Source organism: Aromatoleum evansii, from assembly GCF_012910805.1.
Taxonomy (GTDB): Bacteria; Pseudomonadota; Gammaproteobacteria; order Burkholderiales; family Rhodocyclaceae; genus Aromatoleum; species Aromatoleum evansii.
Window position 1 is genome coordinate 1 of record NZ_WTVK01000075.1, and the last position, 20,242, is coordinate 20,242.

25 protein-coding genes are annotated in these 20,242 nt (G+C 64.0%); 12 read left to right on the top strand and 13 right to left on the bottom strand.

The window, feature by feature from the left end; all coding sequences use genetic code 11:
• Positions 1-1,091 (top strand): aminotransferase-like domain-containing protein (locus GO615_RS24480; RefSeq protein WP_169132481.1); only part of this gene is annotated, 1,091 nt, incomplete at its 5' end.
• Positions 1,092-1,134: 43 nt separating this feature from the next.
• On the opposite strand, the gene GO615_RS24485 is transcribed toward GO615_RS24480, so the two are convergent.
• The 12 genes from GO615_RS24485 to leuA form a co-directional block, all read right to left on the bottom strand.
• Positions 1,135-1,836, bottom strand: a complete 702-nt coding sequence (locus GO615_RS24485) for a tetratricopeptide repeat protein (RefSeq protein ID WP_246262445.1) — start codon at positions 1,834-1,836, stop codon at positions 1,135-1,137.
• 236 nt (positions 1,837-2,072) lie between these two features.
• Entirely contained in the window at positions 2,073-2,405 is a 333-nt protein-coding gene (locus GO615_RS24490; RefSeq protein ID WP_169132483.1) for a YegP family protein, read from the bottom strand.
• A gap of 89 nt (positions 2,406-2,494) precedes the next feature.
• Positions 2,495-2,896, bottom strand: coding sequence for a DUF3597 domain-containing protein (locus GO615_RS24495; RefSeq protein ID WP_169132484.1), 402 nt, complete (start codon positions 2,894-2,896; stop codon positions 2,495-2,497).
• Between the two features lie 131 nt (positions 2,897-3,027).
• The gene (locus GO615_RS24500; RefSeq protein WP_169132485.1) at positions 3,028-3,600 is read right to left on the bottom strand and encodes a dihydrofolate reductase family protein; all 573 of its coding nucleotides are present in this window, start codon (positions 3,598-3,600) and stop codon (positions 3,028-3,030) included.
• Between the two features lie 136 nt (positions 3,601-3,736).
• Positions 3,737-4,288 carry a dihydrofolate reductase family protein gene (locus GO615_RS24505; RefSeq protein ID WP_169132486.1) on the bottom strand — a complete coding sequence of 184 codons (552 nt, stop codon included), beginning with the start codon at positions 4,286-4,288 and terminating at the stop codon, positions 3,737-3,739.
• A 114-nt stretch (positions 4,289-4,402) separates the two neighbouring features.
• Entirely contained in the window at positions 4,403-4,735 is a 333-nt protein-coding gene (locus GO615_RS24510) for a YnfA family protein (RefSeq protein WP_169132487.1), read from the bottom strand.
• Positions 4,736-4,878: 143 nt separating this feature from the next.
• On the bottom strand, positions 4,879-5,799 hold the full coding sequence (locus tag GO615_RS24515) for a hypothetical protein (RefSeq protein ID WP_169132480.1): 921 nt from the start codon (positions 5,797-5,799) through the stop codon (positions 4,879-4,881).
• A gap of 52 nt (positions 5,800-5,851) precedes the next feature.
• The gene (locus GO615_RS24520; protein WP_169132488.1) at positions 5,852-6,469 is read right to left on the bottom strand and encodes a hypothetical protein; all 618 of its coding nucleotides are present in this window, start codon (positions 6,467-6,469) and stop codon (positions 5,852-5,854) included.
• A gap of 30 nt (positions 6,470-6,499) precedes the next feature.
• Positions 6,500-7,042: a hypothetical protein gene (locus GO615_RS24525; RefSeq protein WP_169132489.1), complete on the bottom strand. Its 543-nt coding sequence runs from the start codon at positions 7,040-7,042 to the stop codon at positions 6,500-6,502.
• An 83-nt stretch (positions 7,043-7,125) separates the two neighbouring features.
• Entirely contained in the window at positions 7,126-7,581 is a 456-nt protein-coding gene (locus tag GO615_RS24530; protein ID WP_169132490.1) for a DUF4365 domain-containing protein, read from the bottom strand.
• 78 nt (positions 7,582-7,659) lie between these two features.
• The gene (locus GO615_RS24535) at positions 7,660-8,019 is read right to left on the bottom strand and encodes a hypothetical protein (protein ID WP_169132491.1); all 360 of its coding nucleotides are present in this window, start codon (positions 8,017-8,019) and stop codon (positions 7,660-7,662) included.
• 550 nt (positions 8,020-8,569) lie between these two features.
• The gene (gene leuA, locus GO615_RS24540) at positions 8,570-10,267 is read right to left on the bottom strand and encodes a 2-isopropylmalate synthase (RefSeq protein ID WP_211167343.1); all 1,698 of its coding nucleotides are present in this window, start codon (positions 10,265-10,267) and stop codon (positions 8,570-8,572) included.
• A gap of 169 nt (positions 10,268-10,436) precedes the next feature.
• Here leuA and GO615_RS24545 point away from each other — a divergent pair, with 169 nt between their 5' ends.
• The 3 genes from GO615_RS24545 to GO615_RS24555 all read left to right on the top strand — a co-directional run bounded on the left by GO615_RS24545 (position 10,437) and on the right by GO615_RS24555 (position 12,330).
• Positions 10,437-10,907, top strand: coding sequence for an Lrp/AsnC family transcriptional regulator (locus tag GO615_RS24545; protein ID WP_169132503.1), 471 nt, complete (start codon positions 10,437-10,439; stop codon positions 10,905-10,907).
• A gap of 364 nt (positions 10,908-11,271) precedes the next feature.
• On the top strand, positions 11,272-11,907 hold the full coding sequence (locus GO615_RS24550; RefSeq protein ID WP_169132492.1) for a response regulator: 636 nt from the start codon (positions 11,272-11,274) through the stop codon (positions 11,905-11,907).
• 9 nt (positions 11,908-11,916) lie between these two features.
• Positions 11,917-12,330 (top strand): response regulator, encoded by a 414-nt coding sequence (locus GO615_RS24555; RefSeq protein WP_339380129.1) that lies wholly within the window; start codon positions 11,917-11,919, stop codon positions 12,328-12,330.
• On the opposite strand, the gene GO615_RS24560 is transcribed toward GO615_RS24555, so the two are convergent.
• Positions 12,324-13,748: a CHASE3 domain-containing protein gene (locus GO615_RS24560; RefSeq protein ID WP_169132493.1), complete on the bottom strand. Its 1,425-nt coding sequence runs from the start codon at positions 13,746-13,748 to the stop codon at positions 12,324-12,326. The genes GO615_RS24555 and GO615_RS24560 overlap by 7 nt on opposite strands.
• A gap of 202 nt (positions 13,749-13,950) precedes the next feature.
• On the opposite strand from GO615_RS24560, the gene GO615_RS24565 reads away from it, so the two are divergent.
• From GO615_RS24565 to glxR, 8 genes are all read left to right on the top strand, one after another.
• Complete coding sequence (locus GO615_RS24565) at positions 13,951-14,367, top strand: EF-hand domain-containing protein (protein ID WP_169132494.1); 417 nt, start codon at positions 13,951-13,953, stop codon at positions 14,365-14,367.
• Positions 14,368-14,498: 131 nt separating this feature from the next.
• Positions 14,499-15,137 (top strand): MlaC/ttg2D family ABC transporter substrate-binding protein, encoded by a 639-nt coding sequence (locus tag GO615_RS24570; protein WP_169132495.1) that lies wholly within the window; start codon positions 14,499-14,501, stop codon positions 15,135-15,137.
• A 25-nt stretch (positions 15,138-15,162) separates the two neighbouring features.
• Positions 15,163-15,471 carry a BON domain-containing protein gene (locus tag GO615_RS24575; protein WP_169132496.1) on the top strand — a complete coding sequence of 103 codons (309 nt, stop codon included), beginning with the start codon at positions 15,163-15,165 and terminating at the stop codon, positions 15,469-15,471.
• A 23-nt stretch (positions 15,472-15,494) separates the two neighbouring features.
• On the top strand, positions 15,495-15,767 hold the full coding sequence (locus tag GO615_RS24580; RefSeq protein WP_169132497.1) for a hypothetical protein: 273 nt from the start codon (positions 15,495-15,497) through the stop codon (positions 15,765-15,767).
• Between the two features lie 63 nt (positions 15,768-15,830).
• Complete coding sequence (locus GO615_RS24585; protein ID WP_169132498.1) at positions 15,831-16,028, top strand: YMGG-like glycine zipper-containing protein; 198 nt, start codon at positions 15,831-15,833, stop codon at positions 16,026-16,028.
• A gap of 204 nt (positions 16,029-16,232) precedes the next feature.
• The gene (gene gcl / locus GO615_RS24590) at positions 16,233-18,008 is read left to right on the top strand and encodes a glyoxylate carboligase (RefSeq protein WP_169132499.1); all 1,776 of its coding nucleotides are present in this window, start codon (positions 16,233-16,235) and stop codon (positions 18,006-18,008) included.
• Positions 18,009-18,150: 142 nt separating this feature from the next.
• On the top strand, positions 18,151-18,930 hold the full coding sequence (hyi, locus tag GO615_RS24595) for a hydroxypyruvate isomerase (protein WP_169132500.1): 780 nt from the start codon (positions 18,151-18,153) through the stop codon (positions 18,928-18,930).
• 153 nt (positions 18,931-19,083) lie between these two features.
• Complete coding sequence (gene glxR / locus GO615_RS24600; protein ID WP_169132501.1) at positions 19,084-19,968, top strand: 2-hydroxy-3-oxopropionate reductase; 885 nt, start codon at positions 19,084-19,086, stop codon at positions 19,966-19,968.
• Positions 19,969-20,242 lie beyond the last annotated feature (274 nt).

Consider the following 20,242-nt stretch of genomic DNA (forward strand, 5'->3'; position numbering starts at 1 on the left):
CCCCCGAACTGCTCCCCATCGCGCCGCTGCAGCGGCTGTACGGGCAAATCGGCCGCCACGCCGGGCACCTCCTCGACGCCGCGAGCCACTCCATGCTCAACCACCCCGAGCTCGTGCGCCAGCTCGTGCGGCATTCGCTCACCTGGGGCCAGCCGCTCGCGGCCGACGAGATCGTCGTCACCAACTCCTGCACCGAAGCCCTGCTGCTGTGCCTGCGCGCGGTGACCAAGCCCGGCGACACGGTCGCCGTCGAATCGCCCTCCTACTACCTGATGCTGCAGCTGCTGGAGCAACTCGGCCTGAAGGCGCTGGAAATCCCGACCCATCCGCGACTCGGCCTGTCGGTCGACGCGCTGGAGATCGCCAGCCGCGAACGGCGCATCGCCGCCTGCCTGCTCGTCACCAACTTCAACAACCCGCTGTGCAGCCTGATGCCCGACGAGGAGAAGCGGCGGCTGGCCGCGCTGACCGCCGAACGCGGCATCCCGGTGATCGAGGACGACATCTTCGGCGAACTCTATTTCGGCACGCAGCGCCCCTGGCCGCTGAAGTCCTTCGACACCAGCGGCAACGTCATGCTGTGCTCCTCGCTGTCGAAGACGCTGATCCCCTCGCTGCGCCTGGGCTACGTCGCGGCCGGGCGCTATCACGCCGCGGTGACGCTGCAGAAGACGCTGACCTCGGGCGCGACGAACCCCGTGACGCAGGCCGTCGCCGCGCGCTACCTCGAATCGACGGCCTCTGACCGCCACCTGCGCTTCCTGCGCCGCGCCTTCCAGAAGCAGGTCATGCAGATGTCGGAAGCGGTGCTGCGCCACTTCCCCGCCGGCACGCGCATCTCGCAGCCGCAGGGTGGTTTCGTGCTGTGGGTCGAGCTGCCGGCCGGCGGCGACGGCATGGCGCTGTTCGAGGACGCGGCACAGGCCGGCATCGCGATCGTGCCCGGCGAACTCTTCTCCGCCGCCGGACACTTCCGCAACTGCCTGCGCCTGAACTGCGGCTACCCCTGGTCGCCGCGCCTCGAAGACGCAATCCGGCGGCTCGGTGCGTTCGCCGCGGCTCAGTCCACCGCGGATCGCAAGGCGGGATAAGCGTAGCGCTTCCCGCCATGACTCCGGCAAGACCAAGGCGCAGTCATTGCCTGCCGTCCTTCGCCAGCTTTGCGTCGGCCTGGCTAGCGTCAAGCGCCAGCGACTGGGCCTGCGCCTCCTTCAGCTGGTCCGCAGTCAGGCCGCGCGCCACGTCCGCGCGATGTCGTACCGCATCGACCTGCAGCGCCGCCGCGGCGCGATTGAACCACACGTAGGCGAGCACCGGATCCCGCGGCATACCCACGCCGTCACGGTACAAACGCCCCAGTTCGAGCATGCCGTCGGGATCCCCCGTTTCGGCTGCCGTCCGGATCCACTTCAGGGCCTGGCCATAGTCCTGCAACACACCGAAGCCGCTGCGGTAGAGCTTTCCGAGCATCACCATCGCCGCGGGCTTTCCATTCTCCGCCGCCGCCTGCAGCCAGCGTACCGCTTCGGCGGCCTGGTCGCCCTCCTGTACACCACCGAACAGCAGGATCTTCGCAATCCGGACCTGGGCGTCCGCATCGCCTTCCTGTGCCTCCCTCAGCGTATGCGGATCGATCGCGGCTTGCGCCGGGACGGGCTCATTTGTCGCGAGTTCATCCACTCGCGGCTCGTCGAAGGCCCAGAACACCGCGATGGCGATGAGCACCAGCGGCAGCGCGCCGGCGGAAAAAGCGAAGCGCCGGCCCGACGACGCGGGGGGCGCCCAGAAACGATGATGGCAGGCGCGGCAACGATACGGCCGCAGCCCCGGATTCATGTGCCTCTCGGCGTCCGATCGCCAACCGGACTTGCGGCAGTCCTGGCTCATGCAAGCGGGGCATGTCACGTTGGCGTGAGGGGTCATCCTGGCGTCGGAAGTTCGGGCAGGCCGGCTACGCGTTCATTGATCCAGTCCGCGAGATTATGCGCCGTCCTGCCGTTGAACGACTGACTTCCCGCCTTGCCGAGGCGACCAGGAAAGCGATCCCCTGGACGCCCCGCGCAGCAAACGGATCAGGTGTTGTCCTTGACCGTCTTCGTCGCCCCGTTCTCCTTCACGCTTGCGATGCCGGCATCGCGGGCGGCTGCGGACGCATACATCTGGCTCGTCCCGATCACCTGACTATTCGCAGCCTTCAGATTGAAGAATTCCTTCCCGGCAGACGAGGTCTTGCGCTCATAGCGTTCATCGCTCCCGCAATTCGCCTGCACCGATGCGACCCCGTTCTCCGCCGACCCCTTGGCCTTGTACAACTCGCTCGTGAGAATCGTCTCGCCGTTACCTGCCTTGAGAACGAAGCGAAACTGTCCATCGCTACTCTTGCTCAGCTCGAACCAACCCGCCATTTGGATGCTCCTCTTGTTGAACAAAGAATGCGCAGGATTGCGCGGTGGTCATGCAAAAGAGATCAAACGCCCGGAACCGGACCACCCGGCTACAGGAGCTCGCTGGGGATATTCCCGCCGTTGTCCGCCAGGCGCTGCAGGACCGCCTTGTGTAGCCAGATGTTCATCTGCGCGGAATCCCCCATCTTGTCACCGGGACAGCCAAGCTCGGCTGCCAGCTCCTTGCGCGCCGCAAGACTGCTGTCCAGGCCAAGCAGCTTCATCAGGTCGACAATCGACACCTTCCAATTGAGCTTCTGCGCACTCGCGGCGGAAAGTGCCTCAAGCTTCGCCACGACATCAACCTGAGAGATCGCCACGGGGGCGGCAGCCGGCGTTGCGGGCGCTGACTGCGCTCCGGCGGTTGTGGAAGCCGGGGCGGCCGACCCTGCGGGGGGTGCTGCGTCATCGCCGAACCCCAACTTCGCGAGGATGCTGCTGAAAAGTCCCATGACGACTCCTTTAGGATGATCCGCCGACCGCGAGATGCCATCGGCAACACTTCACCATAGCGCAAATTCGTTACGCATGGGTCTCCCGCGACACCCGCCGGCCCGTCAGCGCCGTCCGCTGCGGTGAATTGTCAGGCGGCGTCGGCACCACCGCTCTTGCATACTTCATAACGGAGTACCGCCATCCCTGCACCGATCTGGCGAACCGACACCAGGCGCAGGGTCGGGCTCAACACCCTGCGAGGAAACAGTTGCTTGCCCCTGCCAAGGGTGACCGAACCGATCTGGATGATCAGCTCGTCCAAAAGACCCGCATCATGGAACTGCCCGGCGAGGTCACCGCCGCCGACAATCCAGATGTTCCGGGTACCGGCTGCAACGCGCATGTCCTCGTGAATGGGGCGCACATCCCCTTTCACGAACCGGATGTTTGCACCTTTGATGATCGGGAGCGTGCGACTGGTGAATACCCAGACGGGCTGTACATAGGGCCACGGCGAACCCGTTTCGGCGACAACCCTCTCCGAATTGCGAAGCATCCACTCGTAGGTGGCCGATCCCATGGCCAGCGCGCCGACCCCGGCAATGAACTCGGGATAACCCGAGTCGTTCAGGTCGCCGAGTGGAAAGAGCCAATCCAGAGAGTCATCCTCGGTGGCGATGAAGCCATCAAGACTTGTGGCTGCGAAGTATTGAGTCTTCATTGCTGTGTTCTGCTCCAGAATTCAGTCGCCCCCGCGGTACGTCCGCCACAACCGGCGGACCAGCGCAGCGCGACGCAACGCTATTGCCTGCCTGTGTCGATGGCGTTGTCAGACGAACCGTCTCGGGATGAGCTTCTCACGCCATTCCTTGATAGCGAAGGATCACGCAGCCGACCGAAAGCGGGCGTGATTCGAGCAACTGAAGCTCTCGCTGCTTCAATCCGTCAGCAAACAGGGGTCTGCCCTTGCCATGAATGACTGGAGCGATACCAATACGATATTCGTCGAAAAGCCCCTCGTTCATCAGCGTCTTCGAGAGATCGGCGCTCCCGAAGACGAATATGTTTCCGTTTCCCTGTTGCTTCAGCCTGGCCACTTCCTCAGCGACCTTGTCCTTCACCAGCGTCGTGTTGTTCCAGGCCGCAGTCTGCAGCGTGCGCGAACAGACCACCTTCGGAAGGCTGTTCATGTAGTCCGCAATGCTTCCCCGTTCCGTCTGCCAATATGCGGCCATGCCCTCATAGGTTACGCGGCCGAACAGAAGCGCATCGGCCGACGCCAACTGCTCAAGAGAGAATCGTTCGAGTTCTTCGCCCCAGACCCGTTCGTGCCACGGCAAGTCCCAGCTCTTCGCCCCCTCGAAGCAACCATCGAGGGTGATGAGATTCCACATGATCAATTTTCGCATCGCATGATCTCCTTTGTGTTCCGGTCGCCTGGCGTGGAAGGGAGCGGCCTGCGCGGCCTTTCGCGGAGGCCGCTCGACTGCCGGGTTGGGCCACAGACGCAGGGACTGTGGAGGCTATGCATGCCGTGGAGCAAACATAATGATTGCCATGCCGACCACCGCAACGAGAGAACCGGCGATATCCCACGCGGTGGGTTTGATTCCATCGACGAGCCATAGCCACATGATGGCGACGAAAACGTAAACGCCGCCGTAGGCCGCGTAAACACGCCCCGCTGCTGCGGGATGGAGTGAAAGCAGCCACGCAAAAAGCGCCAGACTCAGCGAAGCGGGAACGAGAAGCCAAGCGCTCTTGCCTTCCTTGAGCCAAAGGTATGGCAGGTAACAGCCAACAATCTCGGCGACTGCCGTGACGAGGAACAGCGCAATAGTTTTCAGCTCAAACATTCGAATGCTCCGCAGGCCGCAGAGAATGCAGGAGTCTGCACTGGGGGTACGGCATGCAATGCTCGACCGGAACTGACAAATGGCTCATGGACCACAACATCAAAGTTCAATGGCGACCGAAGGCCGTCCGATGGAACGACATGTTAGGCCTCATGATCAAGTTCCTCGGTGGGCTCTAGTGGTTTTGAAGCCACTCTTCTGGATTCAGCAGCAGCTTTCTTTTGCTTTCGAGCAAGTCGCTTTACTCGCTTGATTTCCTCAGGAGGGTGAGGCATCACCAGTCGGCTGCTTGGTCGAGAGATGGTAATTCCATGGACTCTTTCGTAGAGGGACTTATGGGTACGGCTGATGTTGTTGTTCTTAAGTCGCTCCTCGATCATCCCGGACCGATGCATTAATAGAAGCAGCGGGTCTTCTTTGTCTGCGACGAGACAGCTGTAGAACAAGTATCGACCTTCGTGTGACGTAAGCTGATTCGCAACGATGTTCCAGTATGGCTCACGTTCACGAGCAGTCGGCAGGTCACGCTCGATCAATTCAAGCAAACTCTGAAGGGTTCCAAGGTATCGAGCCTGACGCCGGATCAGCTTCTGAACCTCTACAAAGAGCTGCGATTCATAGATCACTCGTTGGTTCTCATCCTCTAAGAACGAGGAATACTTCTGCATAGTCTCATTGAGCTTCTTGCAGACAAAATTCAGAGCGTCAATCGCGTGATAGGTAATACCCGACTGAGCGTCAGTGATTCTGATCTCCTCAAGATTCTTCCGATAGAGTTCCAGAATTCTGTAGAAGGAACCTTCGAAGCGCTGGATACGGAAGATCTCACGCGACTCCGTCAGCTCCTGACGTTGCAGGATGATGGTCAAAATAATGCCGGCGAAAGCCAAGCCCGAGAACAGCGACGTTACGACTCCGAAGCTGTCTCCGAACGTTCCTGACTTAGCTATCGAGAACTCGGAAATTGGCCACGTAAGATAGAGAATCAGGACGGCATACGCGACGATCGTGAGAAAAACGCCTGCAACGACCAGAACCGCGCTCTGCTTGAGGCTCAAAGTCATTTGTGATGGGCCCTAACGAATTAGCATGAGGAGCCGCCGAGCGAAGCGAGGGTTAGGGCTTTCCGGGACCATTTCCAGAAAGAACTCCTTCCTTCCGAAGACGCCGCAACAACTCAGCAACCATAGCCTTCAGTTCAATGTGTCGCACTTTCACTTGACTGGCGTACTCCACCAACACTTGATACCGCGCTTGGGCATTTGCCTCGTGAACGGTTGTTTGCGACTCCTGAGCAAGGAGGGTTGCGTATTCGAACTTCTGGAGAAGTTCGTTGTTCAGTCGGTACGTATCGATTAGACCCCGGGCCTTGGAGTATGTGGCAACAATGCACTTTCGGAGGTCATGGTCCCTGATCTTGCCGATGAAGAAGGCGTTCGTGTTGTAAATCGTGAAGTAGTCCTGAGTGATTGGCCAAAATACCATGAGCGGGATGCTATCCTGCAAAGCCTCGGAATGTGCTCCAACGCTCGACGTGTAGCTCTCCCATAGGGTTTCAATTTCGTCGTGAATTCCCTGTAGCAAGCCAAGAAGATGCTCGGCATCCTTCTGAGCGTTCTGTCGCTTTTGGAGCCAATGGGAATAATAGACACCTGCGAGCGTAAGAGCACTGCCGATGAGGGCTCCCACGGCACTTGACAGGAGAGCGTCACCGTTCCAGTTAAAGTCGGCCATTGAGTTTCCTTATAGCCATAACGTTCAAAATCACCGGCCTTGCGCGGCTTTATGCGCAAGGTCCGGTGTATTGCAGGGATCGGCGTCTTCGCTCGCCCCTGGCTCTTCTGTTGAAAAGCTCGACGAGAGCAAGAGACGAAGGCCGCGCTCATCGAAGAACTTTCGGAAGTCTCTTCTCGGCACTGTCTTTCCGTCGCGGAATAACGCAGGAAAAGTGTAGTAGCGGTCTTCCGTGGAACGATCTCTGAGCTGACCGCGAGGCATGTAAGCCACGCACTCGGGCGCCTTCGCATTTTCGTGCGAGAAGAACGGAATGGCCAAGACCATTTCAGGGTGTACCTGCGTTAGCTTTCCGTCGTATCCGTAGTTCTGTTTATCGGTCTTCGTTTCAGTCGGGTACTTTCCCTTGACCTGTATCGGCCGAATGATCGATTGCTCCCCGTGTGATTTGATAGCGATGAAGTCAAACCCGACGTCGCGGCGCGGGAAGTAGATTTGCCATCCAGCATCGGCAAGGACACCCGCCACATACATCTCGGCAAAGTAGTCGCGTGTCTTGGGAGCGCGGTTCATAGATAAGACGCCGAACGTTTGCCTTCAGCGGGCGACAAAAAGCGCAAGCTTTTTGACGGTCCGCTGCAAGCGATGGTTAGCCATTAATTGCATAGGCGATGAACCGATTCGTCAAAACGGAACGGTTCAAGAGCGGCCATGTTCTTTTGAGACAAGTTCAGCCCCCATTCCGGTTTGCTCTTCAAACCTTCGTAGTCTCTGCTCACGAACAACTGACTTGGATTGTTCCAAGTCAATGATGGAATCAGATAAAGGGTGGGTGGCGATCCTTCGGTAAACAGTGCGACCGCCATATATAAGTTGTCCCGAAGCGCAAACTTCTCCTTTTGCGCAAAAATGTATCCAAGAGCGCGTAAGGATTTCACCTGCACTTCGATGAAGGGACCATCATTGAACCTTGCGATGAAATCGATGCCTCGATCGTCGACCTCTGTTTCGTAGACCTGAAAGCCGTACATTGTCAGTTCCATTTTGACGAAGTATTCGGCATAGGCTCCGACTTGCTGCTTGTTCAAGCGAGACCAAATGTAGCGACGCATATTGGTTTCGTAGGCTAACGTCGTAGCTCAGCCGACGGGCAAAAGCGCAGCTTTTGCCCGGTCGGATGCAGCGTAGTGTTAGACATTTGCGCCATTGCTTGCAAAGACTACGCGGTTGTTTTGGTCAATGGAGATGTGACCTAGCTTTTGGAGTTTATGGACGATTTGGTCTTTATCGAAATCTGAGATTCCGCCCTGAAACTGAAACATCGCGCCAATTGCGTTCAGCAAGGTACTCTTCTTCGACGGTTTCAGTTTCACTAGGCGTTCGTACACGTAGTTCGTAAGATCTTCGCCAGAAGGCGCCGCCGCCTTGCGGGCTTCCGGGTACTGCTCCTCTTCCTCCTTTCTTCCCAGTTGAATCAAGAGTTGAGCAAGTCTGAACTTATCCCGGTAACTCAATTCTTCTGCGAGCTTCGCGATTTCATCGTATGTCATTGCGTTTGTCTGCGTTCTGGGGAGTGGAAAGGATAGGTCTAACAGTTGTAGTAGACCGAATCCGTCAATATTGAGCTAGACGGAATCGGCCTATTGTGGCTGGGAATACCCTACCAGCGCCCTGCGAGCTGCGAGCTGCCTTCGGGCGTTTCGGATTCACTCAACTTAGCCGAGCGGTATGCCCCTGTCAAATGCACACGACGTGCCGCGCGGAGTATTGCACAAGCCATTGATTTCTCATGAAAGGCCGTCCGCGACACGAACTCTGGGCAGGCGATGAAGTGCGTCTGTCGGTAGGCGCGACAGGGTCAGCACTGATGCTCGATCAATGCTGCGCGACGCGGGACGCGTGCGAAGGTTTCGACGGCAGTCGCGGAGGGGACGGCGCAGAAGACGCGAGGGGAGTCGTCGATGAACTCGACGTCAGGCAGAAGCCGCGTGCATGCGAGGGGATCGGCACGCGCCGAAGCGGAAGGGGCGACACCCTATGTTGTGCCCCCCCTTGATGGGAGAGGCGCAGACGCACGAGCGTCTGCGCCCTGCCGCCCCGTCAGGCGGCGTGCGGTCTGTCGGTCGCGAGCGCGGCGCCGCCGGCGCGGTTCAGCGCGCTGACCATCGCCTTGATCGACGCGGTGACGATGTTCTCGTCGATGCCGACGCCGAAGCAGTCGCCGGCGGCGCCCGGCCTCGCCACTTCGATCAGCGCGTAGGCGCGGGCGTCGCCGCATTGGGCGCTGCTGCCGAAGGAGCGCTCCTCGTAGCTGCGTACCTGCAGGTCGATGCCGATGCCGTGCAGCGCACGGACGGCGGCGTCGATGGGGCCGTTGCCTTCGGCGACGAGGGTCTGCGGCTGGCCGTTGACTTCGAGCGTGAGGCGGATGCCTTGCGCGGCGTCGTGCTCGAAGAGGTGGTGCTCGACGTAGCGCACCGACTGGTCGTTGGCGAGATAGGTCTCGGAGAACAGGCGCCAGATGTCTGCGGCGGTCACTTCGCCCTTGTGCGTGTCGGCGTGCTTCTGCACGACGGCGGCGAATTCGACCTGCAGGCGCCGCGGCAGGACGATGCCGTATTCGGTCTCGAGCAGGTAGGCGATCCCGCCCTTCCCGGACTGGCTGTTGACCCGGATCACCGAGTCGTAGCTGCGGCCGACGTCCGCCGGGTCGATCGGGAGGTAGGGCACGTTCCACGGTTGATCGGCCTTGTGAGCCGCAAAGCCCTTCTTGATGGCGTCCTGGTGGGAGCCGGAGAAGGCCGTGAAGACGAGGTCCCCGACGTAGGGGTGGCGCGGGGAGATGGGGAGCTGGGTACAGTGCTCCACGGTTCTGGCGACGGCGTTGATGTCCGAGAAGTCGAGGCCCGGATTGACGCCTTGCGTGTAGAGGTTGAGCGCGAGGGTGACGATGTCGACGTTGCCGGTGCGCTCGCCGTTGCCGAAGAGGCAGCCTTCGACGCGGTCGGCGCCGGCCATGAGGCCGAGTTCGGCGGCGGCGACGGCGGTGCCGCGGTCGTTGTGGGGGTGCACGCTGATGAGGACGCTGTCGCGGCGCGCGACGTTGCGGTGCATCCACTCGATCTGGTCGGCATGGACGTTGGGCGTGGCGACCTCGACCGTCGCGGGGAGGTTGAGGATGACCTTGTTGTCGGGGGTCGCGCCCCAGGCTTCGGTGACGGCGTTGCAGACTTCGAGCGCGAAGTCGAGCTCGGTGGCGGTGAAGGTTTCGGGGCTGTACTGGAGCCGGATGTCGGTCTCGGGCTGCTGGGCCGCGAGTTCCTTGATGAGCTTCACGGTCGACACGGCGAGTTCGATGATCTGCGGCTTGGTCATGCCGAAGACCGTCTCGCGGAAGGTTTCGGAGGTGGCGTTGTAGACGTGCACGATCACGCGCTTGGCGCCGCGGATCGATTCCATGGTGCGGCGGATGAGTTCCTCGCGCGCCTGGGTGAGGACTTCGATGGTGACGTCGTCGGGGATGTGGCCGCCTTCGATCAATTCGCGCACGAAGTCGAACTCGATCTGCGACGCGGACGGGAAGGCGACCTCGATTTCCTTGAAGCCGATGTCGCACAGCGTGTGGAAGAGCTGCAACTTCTTCGCCGCGTCCATCGGCTCGAAGATGGACTGGTTGCCGTCGCGCAGGTCCGTGCTCATCCAGATCGGATGCTTGTCGATGACGCGGCCGGGCCACTGGCGGTCCGGGAGGTTTACCGGCGGGAAGGGACGGTACTTGCGGGACGGGTCGGTCAACATGATGGGGTCCGGGCGCTGTTGTCGTTGTCGATGAGGAGCATGGTACGCAATAGGGCTTGGCAGAGGCTTGCGTTTTTGCAGTGCACTACGGCGATTTTTGGCAGATTGTTGCGCACATGCTAGATTTTACGACATGGACACCGAACACAAACACAAAACCGGCAATCCGATGGAACTCGACCGCTACGACCGTGAGATCCTGCGCGTGCTGCAGCAGGATGGACGCATCAGCAACCAGGACCTGGCCGACCGCATCGGCCTGTCGCCCTCGCCCTGCCTGCGGCGCGTGCGGGCGCTGGAGGACTCCGGCCTCATCTCCGGCTATCGCGCGCAGGTGAATGCGAAGGCGCTGGGCCTGACGCTGATGGCGCTGATCCAGATCTCGATGGACCGGCATACGCAGGAGCGTTTCACGGACTTCGAGGCGGCGGTGCTGGACATTCCGGAGGTGCTGGAGTGCCTGCTGATCACGGGCCAGGCGGCGGATTACCAGCTGAAGGTGGTGGTGCGCGACATGGACGCCTACCAGGAGTTGCTGCTCAACCGCATCACGCGCATTCCGGGCGTGACGGGGGTGCATTCGAGCTTCGTGCTGCGGCGGGTGATCGACCGGCAGGCGCTGCCGGTGGGCGGTGCGTAGATACTGCTATCCGGGTTAATCGCCGCGGGACGTAGGGAGGGAAAGCCGAAGGCCGAGTTTGGCAAGGGCGCCGCCAATCGAAGCGCCAGAGACCGCCCGAACGCCGCGTGGCGGGATACGCTACGCTGCTCCCGCCCTACGAGGGACTCCGCGTTCCGACACACCTGTCGCAGGCACGGAACGTAGGGCGGGAGGAGCCGAAGGCGTATCCCGCCAGACAGCGCTGGAACCTCCCCCGTACGTTGGACTGGCGGGATACGCTGCGCTCCTCCTGCCCTACATGACGTGCGGGCGCGAAAGAGAGGACGCGAACGCAAGCGGACATCGGCGGACTAAACCCGCAGGTGCCACTTCGGGAGACTGCATGCTCAGAATCGCCATCGTCGATGACCACCAGATCGTGCGCGCGGGCTTCCGCGAGATGCTTGCGGACGAGCTGGACCTGGAGATCGCCTTCGAGGCCGCCTCGGGTGAGGACGCGCTGGACGCGCTGCGCGAGACGGGCGCCGACGTCGTGCTGCTGGACCTCGCCCTGCCCGGCCAGAGCGGGGTCGATGTGCTGCGTGCGATCCGCCAGCGCTTCGAGGGGGTGCGCGTGCTGGTGCTGTCGGGCTTTCCCGAGGACCGCTATGCGATGGCCTTGCTGCGCAGCGGCGCCGACGGCTATCTGTGCAAGGATTGCGAGCGCGAGGAGCTGATCCGCGCGATCCGCACCGTGGCGGAGGGGCGGCGCTACGTGTCGGCGCGCACCGCGGAGCTGCTCGCCGAGGAGCTGACGGGGGGCGGCACGGCGCCGCCGCACGAGTCGCTGTCGGACCGCGAGCTGCAGGTGTTCCTGCGTCTGGCGCGGGGCGAGTCGGTGACGGAGATCGCGGATTCACTGGCGCTGAGCGTGAAGACGGTGAGCACCTACCGCTCGCGCGTGCTGGAGAAGCTGGAGGTGGCGAGCAATGCGGAGCTGGCGGCCTATGCGATCCGGCAGGGGCTGCTGGTCGAGTGAGGGCGACGCATGATGGCGCACACGACCTGCCCGCCGCTGAAGGTGCTGCTGATCGAGGATTCGCCACTCCTCGGCAGCCTGCTCGGCGCGATGCTGGAGGAGTTGGAGGGCGTCGCGGTGGTGGCGGTCGCGGGCGACGAGGCGGAGGCGTTGCAGGCGCTGCAGGAGCGGCGGCCCGACCTGGCGATCGTCGACCTCAACCTGCGTGAAGGCAGCGGGCTCGGGGTGCTGCGTGCGCTGCGGGCCAAGCCCGAACGCTACGGCCGGCCGGCGACGGCGGTGTTCACCAACCACGCCCATGCGCACCTGCGCGAGCGCTGCCGCGCGCTGGGGGTGGATCGCTTCTTCGACAAGGCGTTGGAGATGGATGCCCTGCTCGACTACGTCGAGGCCGTGCGGCGCGCGTCCATGGAGACTCACTGAGGCGCGTCGGCGGACGCTTCCCCCTGCACCTCGTGCTCGTACGGCAGGCTCGCGCGGATGCGCGTGCCCTGTCCGTGACCGCTGTCGATTACAAGGTCGCCGGCGAACATCTGCACGCGATGGCGCATCCCGGCCAGGCCGTGGCGCCCGCGCGCTGCATCGGCATCGAAGCCGGCGCCATCGTCCGCGACCGCAAGCTGCATGTGCCCGGGCGTGATCTGCAGTGACAGCTCGACACGCTGCGCATGCGCATGGCGACGTACGTTGGTCAGCGCTTCCTGTGCGATGCGGAAGAGCGCGAGCGAGATTTCGGGCGGCAGGGGCAGATCGGCGTCGGGCAGGTCGAGTGCGACTTCGACGCCGGCATTCTTCGCAAATTCCTCGCCCAGCGTGCGCAGCGCGGCGACGAGGCCCAGCTCCTGCAGCAGCGGCGGACGCAGGTCGTCGATGATGCGGCGCTTGAGCGCGATGCCGCTGTCGAGCGTGCGCAGCAGGCGGTCGAAGCGTTCGCGGTGCGGCGCGAGGGCGGCCGGTTCGAGCTTGCGGGCGATCCACGCCACATCCATGCGCACGGCGGTGAGCAGCGCGCCCAGCTCGTCGTGCAGCTCGCGTGCGAGGCTCGCCTTTTCCGCCTCGCGCGTGTTCGTGAGGTAGCTCGCGAGGTCCGAGAGTTCGGCCGTGCGTGCGCGAACCTGCCGCTCGAGGCGGACGTTCTCCTGCGCCAGCAGCCGCGCGATCTGTTCGCGCAGGCGCACCTGCGCGCGCAGCACGAGGAACAGGATCAGCAGCAGCGCGAGCGCGCCACCCGCCAGCGTCGCGACGACCCAGCGCGTGCGGTCGACGTGGGAGATCGACGCCTCGAAGGACTGTTGCCCCTGCGCGCGCGTGCGACGCTTGATCTCGCCCAGCGTCTTGCGGATCTCGTCCATGTAGCGCCGCCCGTCCGCCGAGGCCGAGCGGTCGACGAGCTGGCCGCGCTCGACTTCGTCGGAGAGGATGCGCATGCGCAACGTGATGAGCCCGGTGAGCTGGGCGAGGAGCTGCTCGCTCTCCGGCCCCTTGCCGAGGTCGAGGTGGATGTCGTCCAGCGTATAGGTGACGGTCGCGAGGCTGTTCAGGTAGGGCTCGAGGTAGGCACGGTTGCGCGTGAGCAGGTAGCCGCGCACGCCGTTCTCCGCTTCGACGAGCTGGATCATCAGGCTGTCGACGCGGCCGGTGCGCTCGGCGTGCAGCTGCAGATCCCCGAGCGCCCGCAGGCTGGTGCCCGCCTGCCAGAAACTCGAGCCGAACAGCGACAGCACCAGCGCGCAGCCCAGGGCCAGCAGGCCGTGGCGGCCGAAGCGCGCAATGCGTTCGGCGCGCGCGTATGCGCGCAGGGACGCAGGAAAGGACGCCCCTAAGGGCTTGATCAGCTTCATGGCAAATCTCCACGACGGCGCGCGGGCGCCCTGCGGCTTGCAGGAATCGTCCTACACGCGATTCCGCCTCGTCCGACAGACCCTCCCCGGCTCGATCCCTAACATGGGTCTTGCTCGCAGCGAGCCCCGCACATGGCGCGAAGCAGCACTGCCCGGCGGGGCCGCGAACGAACGATAGCCCCACAACAGCAGGAGAACAGCGATGAAAAACATTCTTACCGTGCTCGCCGTAACGGCCGCGACCGCCCTGCCCCTCGCGGCGACCGCCGCAGAACCGGCCCAACCCGCGACACCTGCCCAGCGTGCAACGCCGGCCACGCCCGCGATGCCAACCGACACCGGGGTACCGGCCCAGCGTGCGACACCGGCCCAACCGGCAACGCCGGCCGACCCGGCGAAGCCCGCCTCCCAGGGTGTGGCGCCCGAGGCTGGCCGCACCGAGCTGCCGCCGATGTTCAAGGAACTCGACAAGGACAAGGACGGGCAGATCTCGAAGGACGAGAGCAAGCGCTCGGCCGAGACCAAGGCGGACTTTGATTCGATGGACACCGACCGCAACGGAAAGATCTCGCTGGTCGAGTGGAGCGCGGCCGACAAGGCGAAACGCTCGAAACAGTAAGCGCGGCCGGCGTCGGCTGAACTTCGCCGGGCACGGCACGGAGGGGGCGCGACTCGCACGAGCCTGCGTCCGCCGCCGCCCCGCCGGGCGGTTCCCCCGAACCACCGCCATCCACTGCAAGGAGACCTTCCATGATCCGAACACTGCGAACCTGCCTCGTCTGCCTGCCGCTGATGCTGGCCCCCGTGGCGCTGCACGCGCAGGAATCCAGCCCCGACGCGCTCGTGAAGGGCGTGACCGAGGACGTGCTGACCGTGCTGCGCGAGGACAAGGCGCTGCAGGCCGGCGACCAGCGCAAGGCGATGACGCTGATCGAGGAAAAGATCGGCCCCCACTTCGACTTCCCGCGCATGACCAGCCTGGCGGTCGGCCAGGGGTGGCGGCAGGCGGCGCCCGAGCAGCGCGAGGCGCTGACCCGCGAGTTCCGCACGTTGCTGGTGCGCACCTACGCCAACGCGCTGACCTCGTACAAGAACCAGACGGTGAGCTACAAGCCGGCGACCCCGGGCCGCGAGGACGGTGCGGCGATGGTACGCACGCAGATCAACCAGCCGGGCGGCCAGCCGATCGCGGTGGATTACCGCCTGACGAAGAACGCCGGCCAGTGGAAGGTGTTCGACGTGAGCATCGACAACGTGAGCCTGGTGACGAACTACCGCGGCACTTTCGCGAGCGAGCTCTCCAAGGGCGGGCCCGACGGGCTCATCCGCACGCTGCAGGAGAAAAACCGCGGCGCGGCACCCCAGCCCGGCAAGGGCGGCAGTGCCTGACCAACGATGAAGAGGAGGACGCATCATGAACCGCACAATCGCCAGAACGACCCTGCTCGTCGCAGTACTGACTGCATTGACGGCCTGCGGCGGCACGCCGACGCGCGAAAGCACCGGCGAATACATCGACGACAGCGTGATCACGACCAAGGTCAAGGCGGCCTTCGTCGAGGACAAGGCGGTCAACGCCCTGGACATCAAGGTCGTGACCTTCAAGGGCGCCGTGCAGCTCTCGGGCTTCGCGAACAACCCGCAGGAGATCGACCGCGCCGTGCAGCTCGCCCGCAACGTGAAGGGCGTGACCTCGGTGAAGAACGACATCCGTCTGAAATGAAACCCGACACACAGGAGAACGCCATGAGCACCACGAAAACTTCCCGCAAGCTTGCCCGCCCGCTGCTCGTCGCGGCGCTGATGGCGCCGCTGCTGCTGGCGGCCTGCGGCAAGGAGGAAAGCGGGTCAGCGATGCCGCCGCCGTCTTCCGCGCCGGCGACCAGCGCGCCGCCGATGACGACTCCGCCGGCAACGCCGAGCGAGTCGACACCGCCGGCCACGTCGTCGCCGCCGACGGGCGACGCGACATCCGCACCGCCGGCCGCACCCGCGACCGGCAGCGAACCGCCGAAGTAAGCGCGGCAAACCGGCCCGCCGGCCGAACCGGCGGGCGGGCCGGCCTTCCGCAAGGAGGAGATCATGAACAGCCATAGCCTGAAATCGATACTCGTCATCGTGGCCGCCGCCTTCAGCCTGTCGGCCTGCTCGACCACCGGCGGCACCATCCTCGGCGCCGCGGTCGGTGCGGGCGTCGGCCACGCGGTGACCGGCTCGACGGCCGGCGCGGTCGGCGGTGCAGCCGTCGGCGGCATCATCGGCCACGAAGTCAGCCACTGATCGCGACGGCACGACGCCGCCCCGTGCCCCCGGCAGCCCGCCGGGGGCTTTTCATTTCCGCGCGCCCCGGCGGAGCCGCATTCGATACTTGAAGTATCGACAGAAAGGACCCCCACTCCAATTCATTCCGGCTGCGTTCCTCCCTATCCTGCATCCAACGTCAATCAACGGCCTCGAGCCGAAACGGAAACAGGAGGAGACACCATGGCCCGCATGAGAGCAGTCGACGCCGCCGCGGCAGTGTTGCGCAAGGAAGGCATCACGACGCTGTTCGGCATCCCCGGCGCGGCGATCAACCCGCTGTACTCGGCGCTGCGCAAGGACGGCAGCTTCAGGCACTACCTCGCCCGCCACGTCGAGGGCGCTTCCCACATGGCCGAGGGCTACACCCGCACCAAGGCCGGCAACATCGGCGTGTGCATCGGCACCTCGGGCCCGGCGGGCACCGACATGATCACGGGTCTGTACTCGGCATCGGCCGATTCGATACCCATCCTCTGCATCACCGGCCAGGCGCCGCGCGCCCGCCTGTACAAGGAGGACTTCCAGGCGGTCGATATCGAGTCCATCGCCAAGCCGGTGACGAAGTGGGCGGTGACGGTGCGCGAGCCGGCGCAGGTGCCGCGCGTGTTCCAGCAGGCCTTCCACATCATGCGCTCGGGCCGCCCCGGCCCGGTGCTGATCGACCTGCCCTTCGACGTGCAGATGGCCGAGATCGAGTTCGACATCGACACCTACGAGCCGCTGCCGGCGTACAAGCCCGCCGCGACCCGCGCGCAGGCCGAAAAGGCGATCGCGATGATGAACGCCGCCGAGCGTCCGCTGATCGTCTCGGGTGGCGGCGTGATCAACGCCAACGCCGCCGCGAAGCTGCAGGAATTCGCCGAGATCATGGGTGTGCCGGTGATCCCGACGCTGATGGGCTGGGGCTCGATCCCCGACGACCACGCGCTGATGGCCGGCATGGTGGGCCTGCAGACCTCGCACCGCTACGGCAACGCGACGATGCTCGCGTCCGACTTCGTGATGGGCATCGGCAACCGCTGGGCAAACCGCCACACCGGCTCGGTCGAGGTGTACACGGAGGGCCGCAAGTTCGTGCATATCGACATCGAGCCGACCCAGATCGGCCGCGTGTTCGGGCCGGACTACGGCATCGTCTCGGACGCCGGCGCGGCGCTCGACCGCCTGATCGAGGTCGCCCGCGAGATGAAGGCGGAAGGCCGCCTGCCCGACCGCCGCCAGTGGGTCGAGGAATGCCAGGGCCGCAAGCGCACGATGCTGCGCAAGACGCACTTCGACGAGGTGCCGATGAAGCCGCAGCGCGTGTACGAGGAGATGAACAAGTCCTTCGGCCGCGACACCTGCTACGTGACGACGATCGGCCTGTCGCAGATCGCCGCGGCGCAGTTCCTGCACGTGTACAAGGAGCGCCACTGGATCAACTGCGGCCAGGCCGGCCCCCTCGGCTGGACCGTGCCGGCGGCCCTCGGCGTGTGCGCCGCGGACCCGAAGCGCAAGGTCGTCGCGATCTCGGGCGACTACGACTTCCAATTCATGATCGAGGAGCTGGCGGTGGGCGCGCAGTTCAAGCTGCCCTACATCCACGTGGTCGTGAATAACGCCTACCTCGGACTGATCCGCCAGTCGCAGCGCGGCTTCGACATGGATTACTGCGTGCAGCTCGCGTTCGAGAACATCAACGCGCCCGAGACCGAAGGCTATGGCGTGGATCACGTCGGCGTGGTCGAAGGGCTGGGCTGCAAGGCGATCCGCGTGAGGAAACCCGAGGACATCGGCCCCGCCTTCGCCCAGGCCAAGGCGTGGATGGAGGAGTTCCGCGTGCCGGTGGTGGTCGAGATCATCCTCGAACGCGTGACCAACATCGCGATGGGCACCGAGATCAACGCGATCAACGAATTCGAGGCGCTGGCCGAAAGGCGCGAGGACGCGCCGACCGCAGTGGCGCTGCTCGATTGAGGCCGGAACGGAAACGCCGCTGCGGCGGGATGGCTCCCGCCCTACGAGACCGCGAGAACCGTAGGGCGGGAGGAGCGAAGCGCATCCCGCCACCCGGCGCCGAGATCACCCATGAATCGAACCACTTCGAGAGAACCTGAACATGCCTAAATTCGCTGCCAACCTGACGATGCTCTTCAACGAGGTCGGCTTCCTCGACCGCTTCGAGGCGGCTGCCGACGCCGGCTTCAAGGGTGTCGAGTACCTCTTCCCCTACGCCTTCCGCAAGGATGAACTCGCCGAGAAGCTCGATCGCTACGGCCTGACGCAGGTGCTGCACAACCTGCCCGCCGGCAACTGGGACGCCGGCGAGCGCGGCATCGCCTGCGATCCGACGCGCGTCGGCGAATTCCAGGACGGCGTCGGCCGTGCCATCGAGTACGCCCGGGCGCTCGGCTGCAAGCAGGTGAACTGCCTCGCCGGCAAGACGCCGGCCGGGGTCGACGCGGGTCGCGTGCGCGAGACCTTCATCGAGAACCTGCGCTTCGCCGCGGGCGAGCTGAAGGGAGCGGGCATCCGCCTGCTGGTCGAGCCGATCAACACCTACGACATCCCCGGCTTCTACCTCAACCGCACCGCGCAGGCCGCCGAGATCCTCGAAGCAGTGGGCTCGGACAACCTCTTCATCCAGTACGACATCTACCACGCGCAACGGATGGAAGGCGAACTGGCGAACACGATCAAGCGCTTCCTGCCGCAGATCGCCCACATCCAGCTCGCCGACAACCCCGGGCGCAACGAGCCGGGCACGGGCGAGATCAACTGGCGCTACCTGTTCGACTTCATCGACCGCAGCGGCTACGAGGGCTGGATCGGCTGCGAATACAAGCCGGCCGCGACGACGCGCGAAGGATTAGGCTGGATCGAGGCGCTGACGCGCTAGAGCCCTTGTAGGGCGGGAGGAGCGCAGCGCATCCCGCCGGCCGTGCCGCAACGTACGCCGCGTGGCGGGATGCGCTAACGCTCCTCCCGCCCTACGAAAGCCCCCGACCACGACAGAGACCACATCACATATAAAAGGAAAGGAGAAACAATCATGGCAAACATCGGATTCATCGGACTCGGCATCATGGGCGCCCCGATGGCGCAGCACCTCATCGACGGCGGCCACACGCTGTTCGTGAACACCCACGGCAAGGTGCCGCGCCCGATCGTCGACGCCGGCGCCACCGTGTGCGAGACCGCGCGCGAAGTCGCGCAGCAGTCGGACTTCATCATCGTCATGGTGCCCGACACCCCCGACGTCGAGGCGGTGCTGTTCGCCGCCAACGGCGTCGCGGAAGGCCTTTCGCCGGGCAAGATCGTGATCGACATGAGCTCGATCAGCCCGGTCGCGACCAAGCAATTCGCGCAGCGCATCAACGACGTCGGCTGCGAATACCTCGACGCGCCGGTCTCGGGCGGCCAGGTCGGCGCGAAGGCGGCGACGCTGTCGATCATGGTCGGCGGCAAGCACTCCACCTTCGAGAAGGCGCTGCCGCTGTTCCAGCTGATGGGCAAGAACATCACGCTGGTGGGCAAGAATGGCGACGGCCAGACCTGCAAGGTCGCCAACCAGATCATCGTCGCGCTCAACATCGAGGCGGTCGCCGAGGCGCTGCTGTTCGCGGCGAAGAACGGCGCCGACCCGGCCCGCGTGCGCGAGGCGCTGATGGGCGGCTTCGCCTCCTCGCGCATCCTCGAGGTGCACGGCGAGCGCATGATCAAGCGCACCTTCGACCCGGGCTTCCGCATCGAGCTGCACCAGAAGGACCTGAACCTCGCGCTGACGGTTGCGCGCCAGATCGGCATGTCGCTGCCCAACACCGCGACGGCGCAGGAGCTCTTCAACGCCTGCGCCGCGCACGGCGGGGCCGGCCGCGATCATTCGGCGATGGTGCAGGCGCTGGAGAAGATGGCCAACTTCGAGATTGGGCAGTGAGTGGTCCATGCGCGGCCGGCACGGTCCCGGTATGCGCATACGCGTAATACCGGATGGTCCCCGCACCCCGCGCGGGCGAACATCCGGTCAGCTCAGACTATTAACGTGACTTTAGGTTGTGTGATGCACGTTCGCTCCCTCCCCTTCAAGGGGGCGGAGGCGGGGTTTCGCGGAGCATCACTCTGCGCCGCCGAAGCGGCGGAGCGAAGCGGAGACTCCCGGGTTGGGGCTGTCCCTTATACACATCTGACGCTGCCGACGAATTAGACGGTGG

Excerpts from the sequence above, each read along its gene's own strand:
- GO615_RS24545 (WP_169132503.1), top strand. The coding sequence starts at position 10,437 with ATGGAACTCGACCGCTACGACCGTGAGATCCTGCGCGTGCTGCAGCAG.
- GO615_RS24510 (WP_169132487.1), bottom strand. The coding sequence starts at position 4,735 with ATGTTTGAGCTGAAAACTATTGCGCTGTTCCTCGTCACGGCAGTCGCC.
- GO615_RS24515 (WP_169132480.1), bottom strand. The coding sequence starts at position 5,799 with ATGACTTTGAGCCTCAAGCAGAGCGCGGTTCTGGTCGTTGCAGGCGTT.
- GO615_RS24560 (WP_169132493.1), bottom strand. The coding sequence starts at position 13,748 with ATGAAGCTGATCAAGCCCTTAGGGGCGTCCTTTCCTGCGTCCCTGCGC.
- GO615_RS24495 (WP_169132484.1), bottom strand. The coding sequence starts at position 2,896 with ATGGGACTTTTCAGCAGCATCCTCGCGAAGTTGGGGTTCGGCGATGAC.
- GO615_RS24490 (WP_169132483.1), bottom strand. The coding sequence starts at position 2,405 with ATGGCGGGTTGGTTCGAGCTGAGCAAGAGTAGCGATGGACAGTTTCGC.
- hyi (WP_169132500.1), top strand. The coding sequence starts at position 18,151 with ATGCCTAAATTCGCTGCCAACCTGACGATGCTCTTCAACGAGGTCGGC.
- GO615_RS24585 (WP_169132498.1), top strand. The coding sequence starts at position 15,831 with ATGAACAGCCATAGCCTGAAATCGATACTCGTCATCGTGGCCGCCGCC.
- GO615_RS24485 (WP_246262445.1), bottom strand. The coding sequence starts at position 1,836 with ATGAATCCGGGGCTGCGGCCGTATCGTTGCCGCGCCTGCCATCATCGT.
- GO615_RS24550 (WP_169132492.1), top strand. The coding sequence starts at position 11,272 with ATGCTCAGAATCGCCATCGTCGATGACCACCAGATCGTGCGCGCGGGC.
- GO615_RS24525 (WP_169132489.1), bottom strand. The coding sequence starts at position 7,042 with ATGAACCGCGCTCCCAAGACACGCGACTACTTTGCCGAGATGTATGTG.
- leuA (WP_211167343.1), bottom strand. The coding sequence starts at position 10,267 with ATGTTGACCGACCCGTCCCGCAAGTACCGTCCCTTCCCGCCGGTAAAC.
- glxR (WP_169132501.1), top strand. The coding sequence starts at position 19,084 with ATGGCAAACATCGGATTCATCGGACTCGGCATCATGGGCGCCCCGATG.
- gcl (WP_169132499.1), top strand. The coding sequence starts at position 16,233 with ATGGCCCGCATGAGAGCAGTCGACGCCGCCGCGGCAGTGTTGCGCAAG.
- GO615_RS24505 (WP_169132486.1), bottom strand. The coding sequence starts at position 4,288 with ATGCGAAAATTGATCATGTGGAATCTCATCACCCTCGATGGTTGCTTC.
- GO615_RS24535 (WP_169132491.1), bottom strand. The coding sequence starts at position 8,019 with ATGACATACGATGAAATCGCGAAGCTCGCAGAAGAATTGAGTTACCGG.
- GO615_RS24565 (WP_169132494.1), top strand. The coding sequence starts at position 13,951 with ATGAAAAACATTCTTACCGTGCTCGCCGTAACGGCCGCGACCGCCCTG.
- GO615_RS24520 (WP_169132488.1), bottom strand. The coding sequence starts at position 6,469 with ATGGCCGACTTTAACTGGAACGGTGACGCTCTCCTGTCAAGTGCCGTG.
- GO615_RS24570 (WP_169132495.1), top strand. The coding sequence starts at position 14,499 with ATGATCCGAACACTGCGAACCTGCCTCGTCTGCCTGCCGCTGATGCTG.
- GO615_RS24530 (WP_169132490.1), bottom strand. The coding sequence starts at position 7,581 with ATGCGTCGCTACATTTGGTCTCGCTTGAACAAGCAGCAAGTCGGAGCC.
- GO615_RS24575 (WP_169132496.1), top strand. The coding sequence starts at position 15,163 with ATGAACCGCACAATCGCCAGAACGACCCTGCTCGTCGCAGTACTGACT.
- GO615_RS24555 (WP_339380129.1), top strand. The coding sequence starts at position 11,917 with ATGATGGCGCACACGACCTGCCCGCCGCTGAAGGTGCTGCTGATCGAG.
- GO615_RS24580 (WP_169132497.1), top strand. The coding sequence starts at position 15,495 with ATGAGCACCACGAAAACTTCCCGCAAGCTTGCCCGCCCGCTGCTCGTC.
- GO615_RS24500 (WP_169132485.1), bottom strand. The coding sequence starts at position 3,600 with ATGAAGACTCAATACTTCGCAGCCACAAGTCTTGATGGCTTCATCGCC.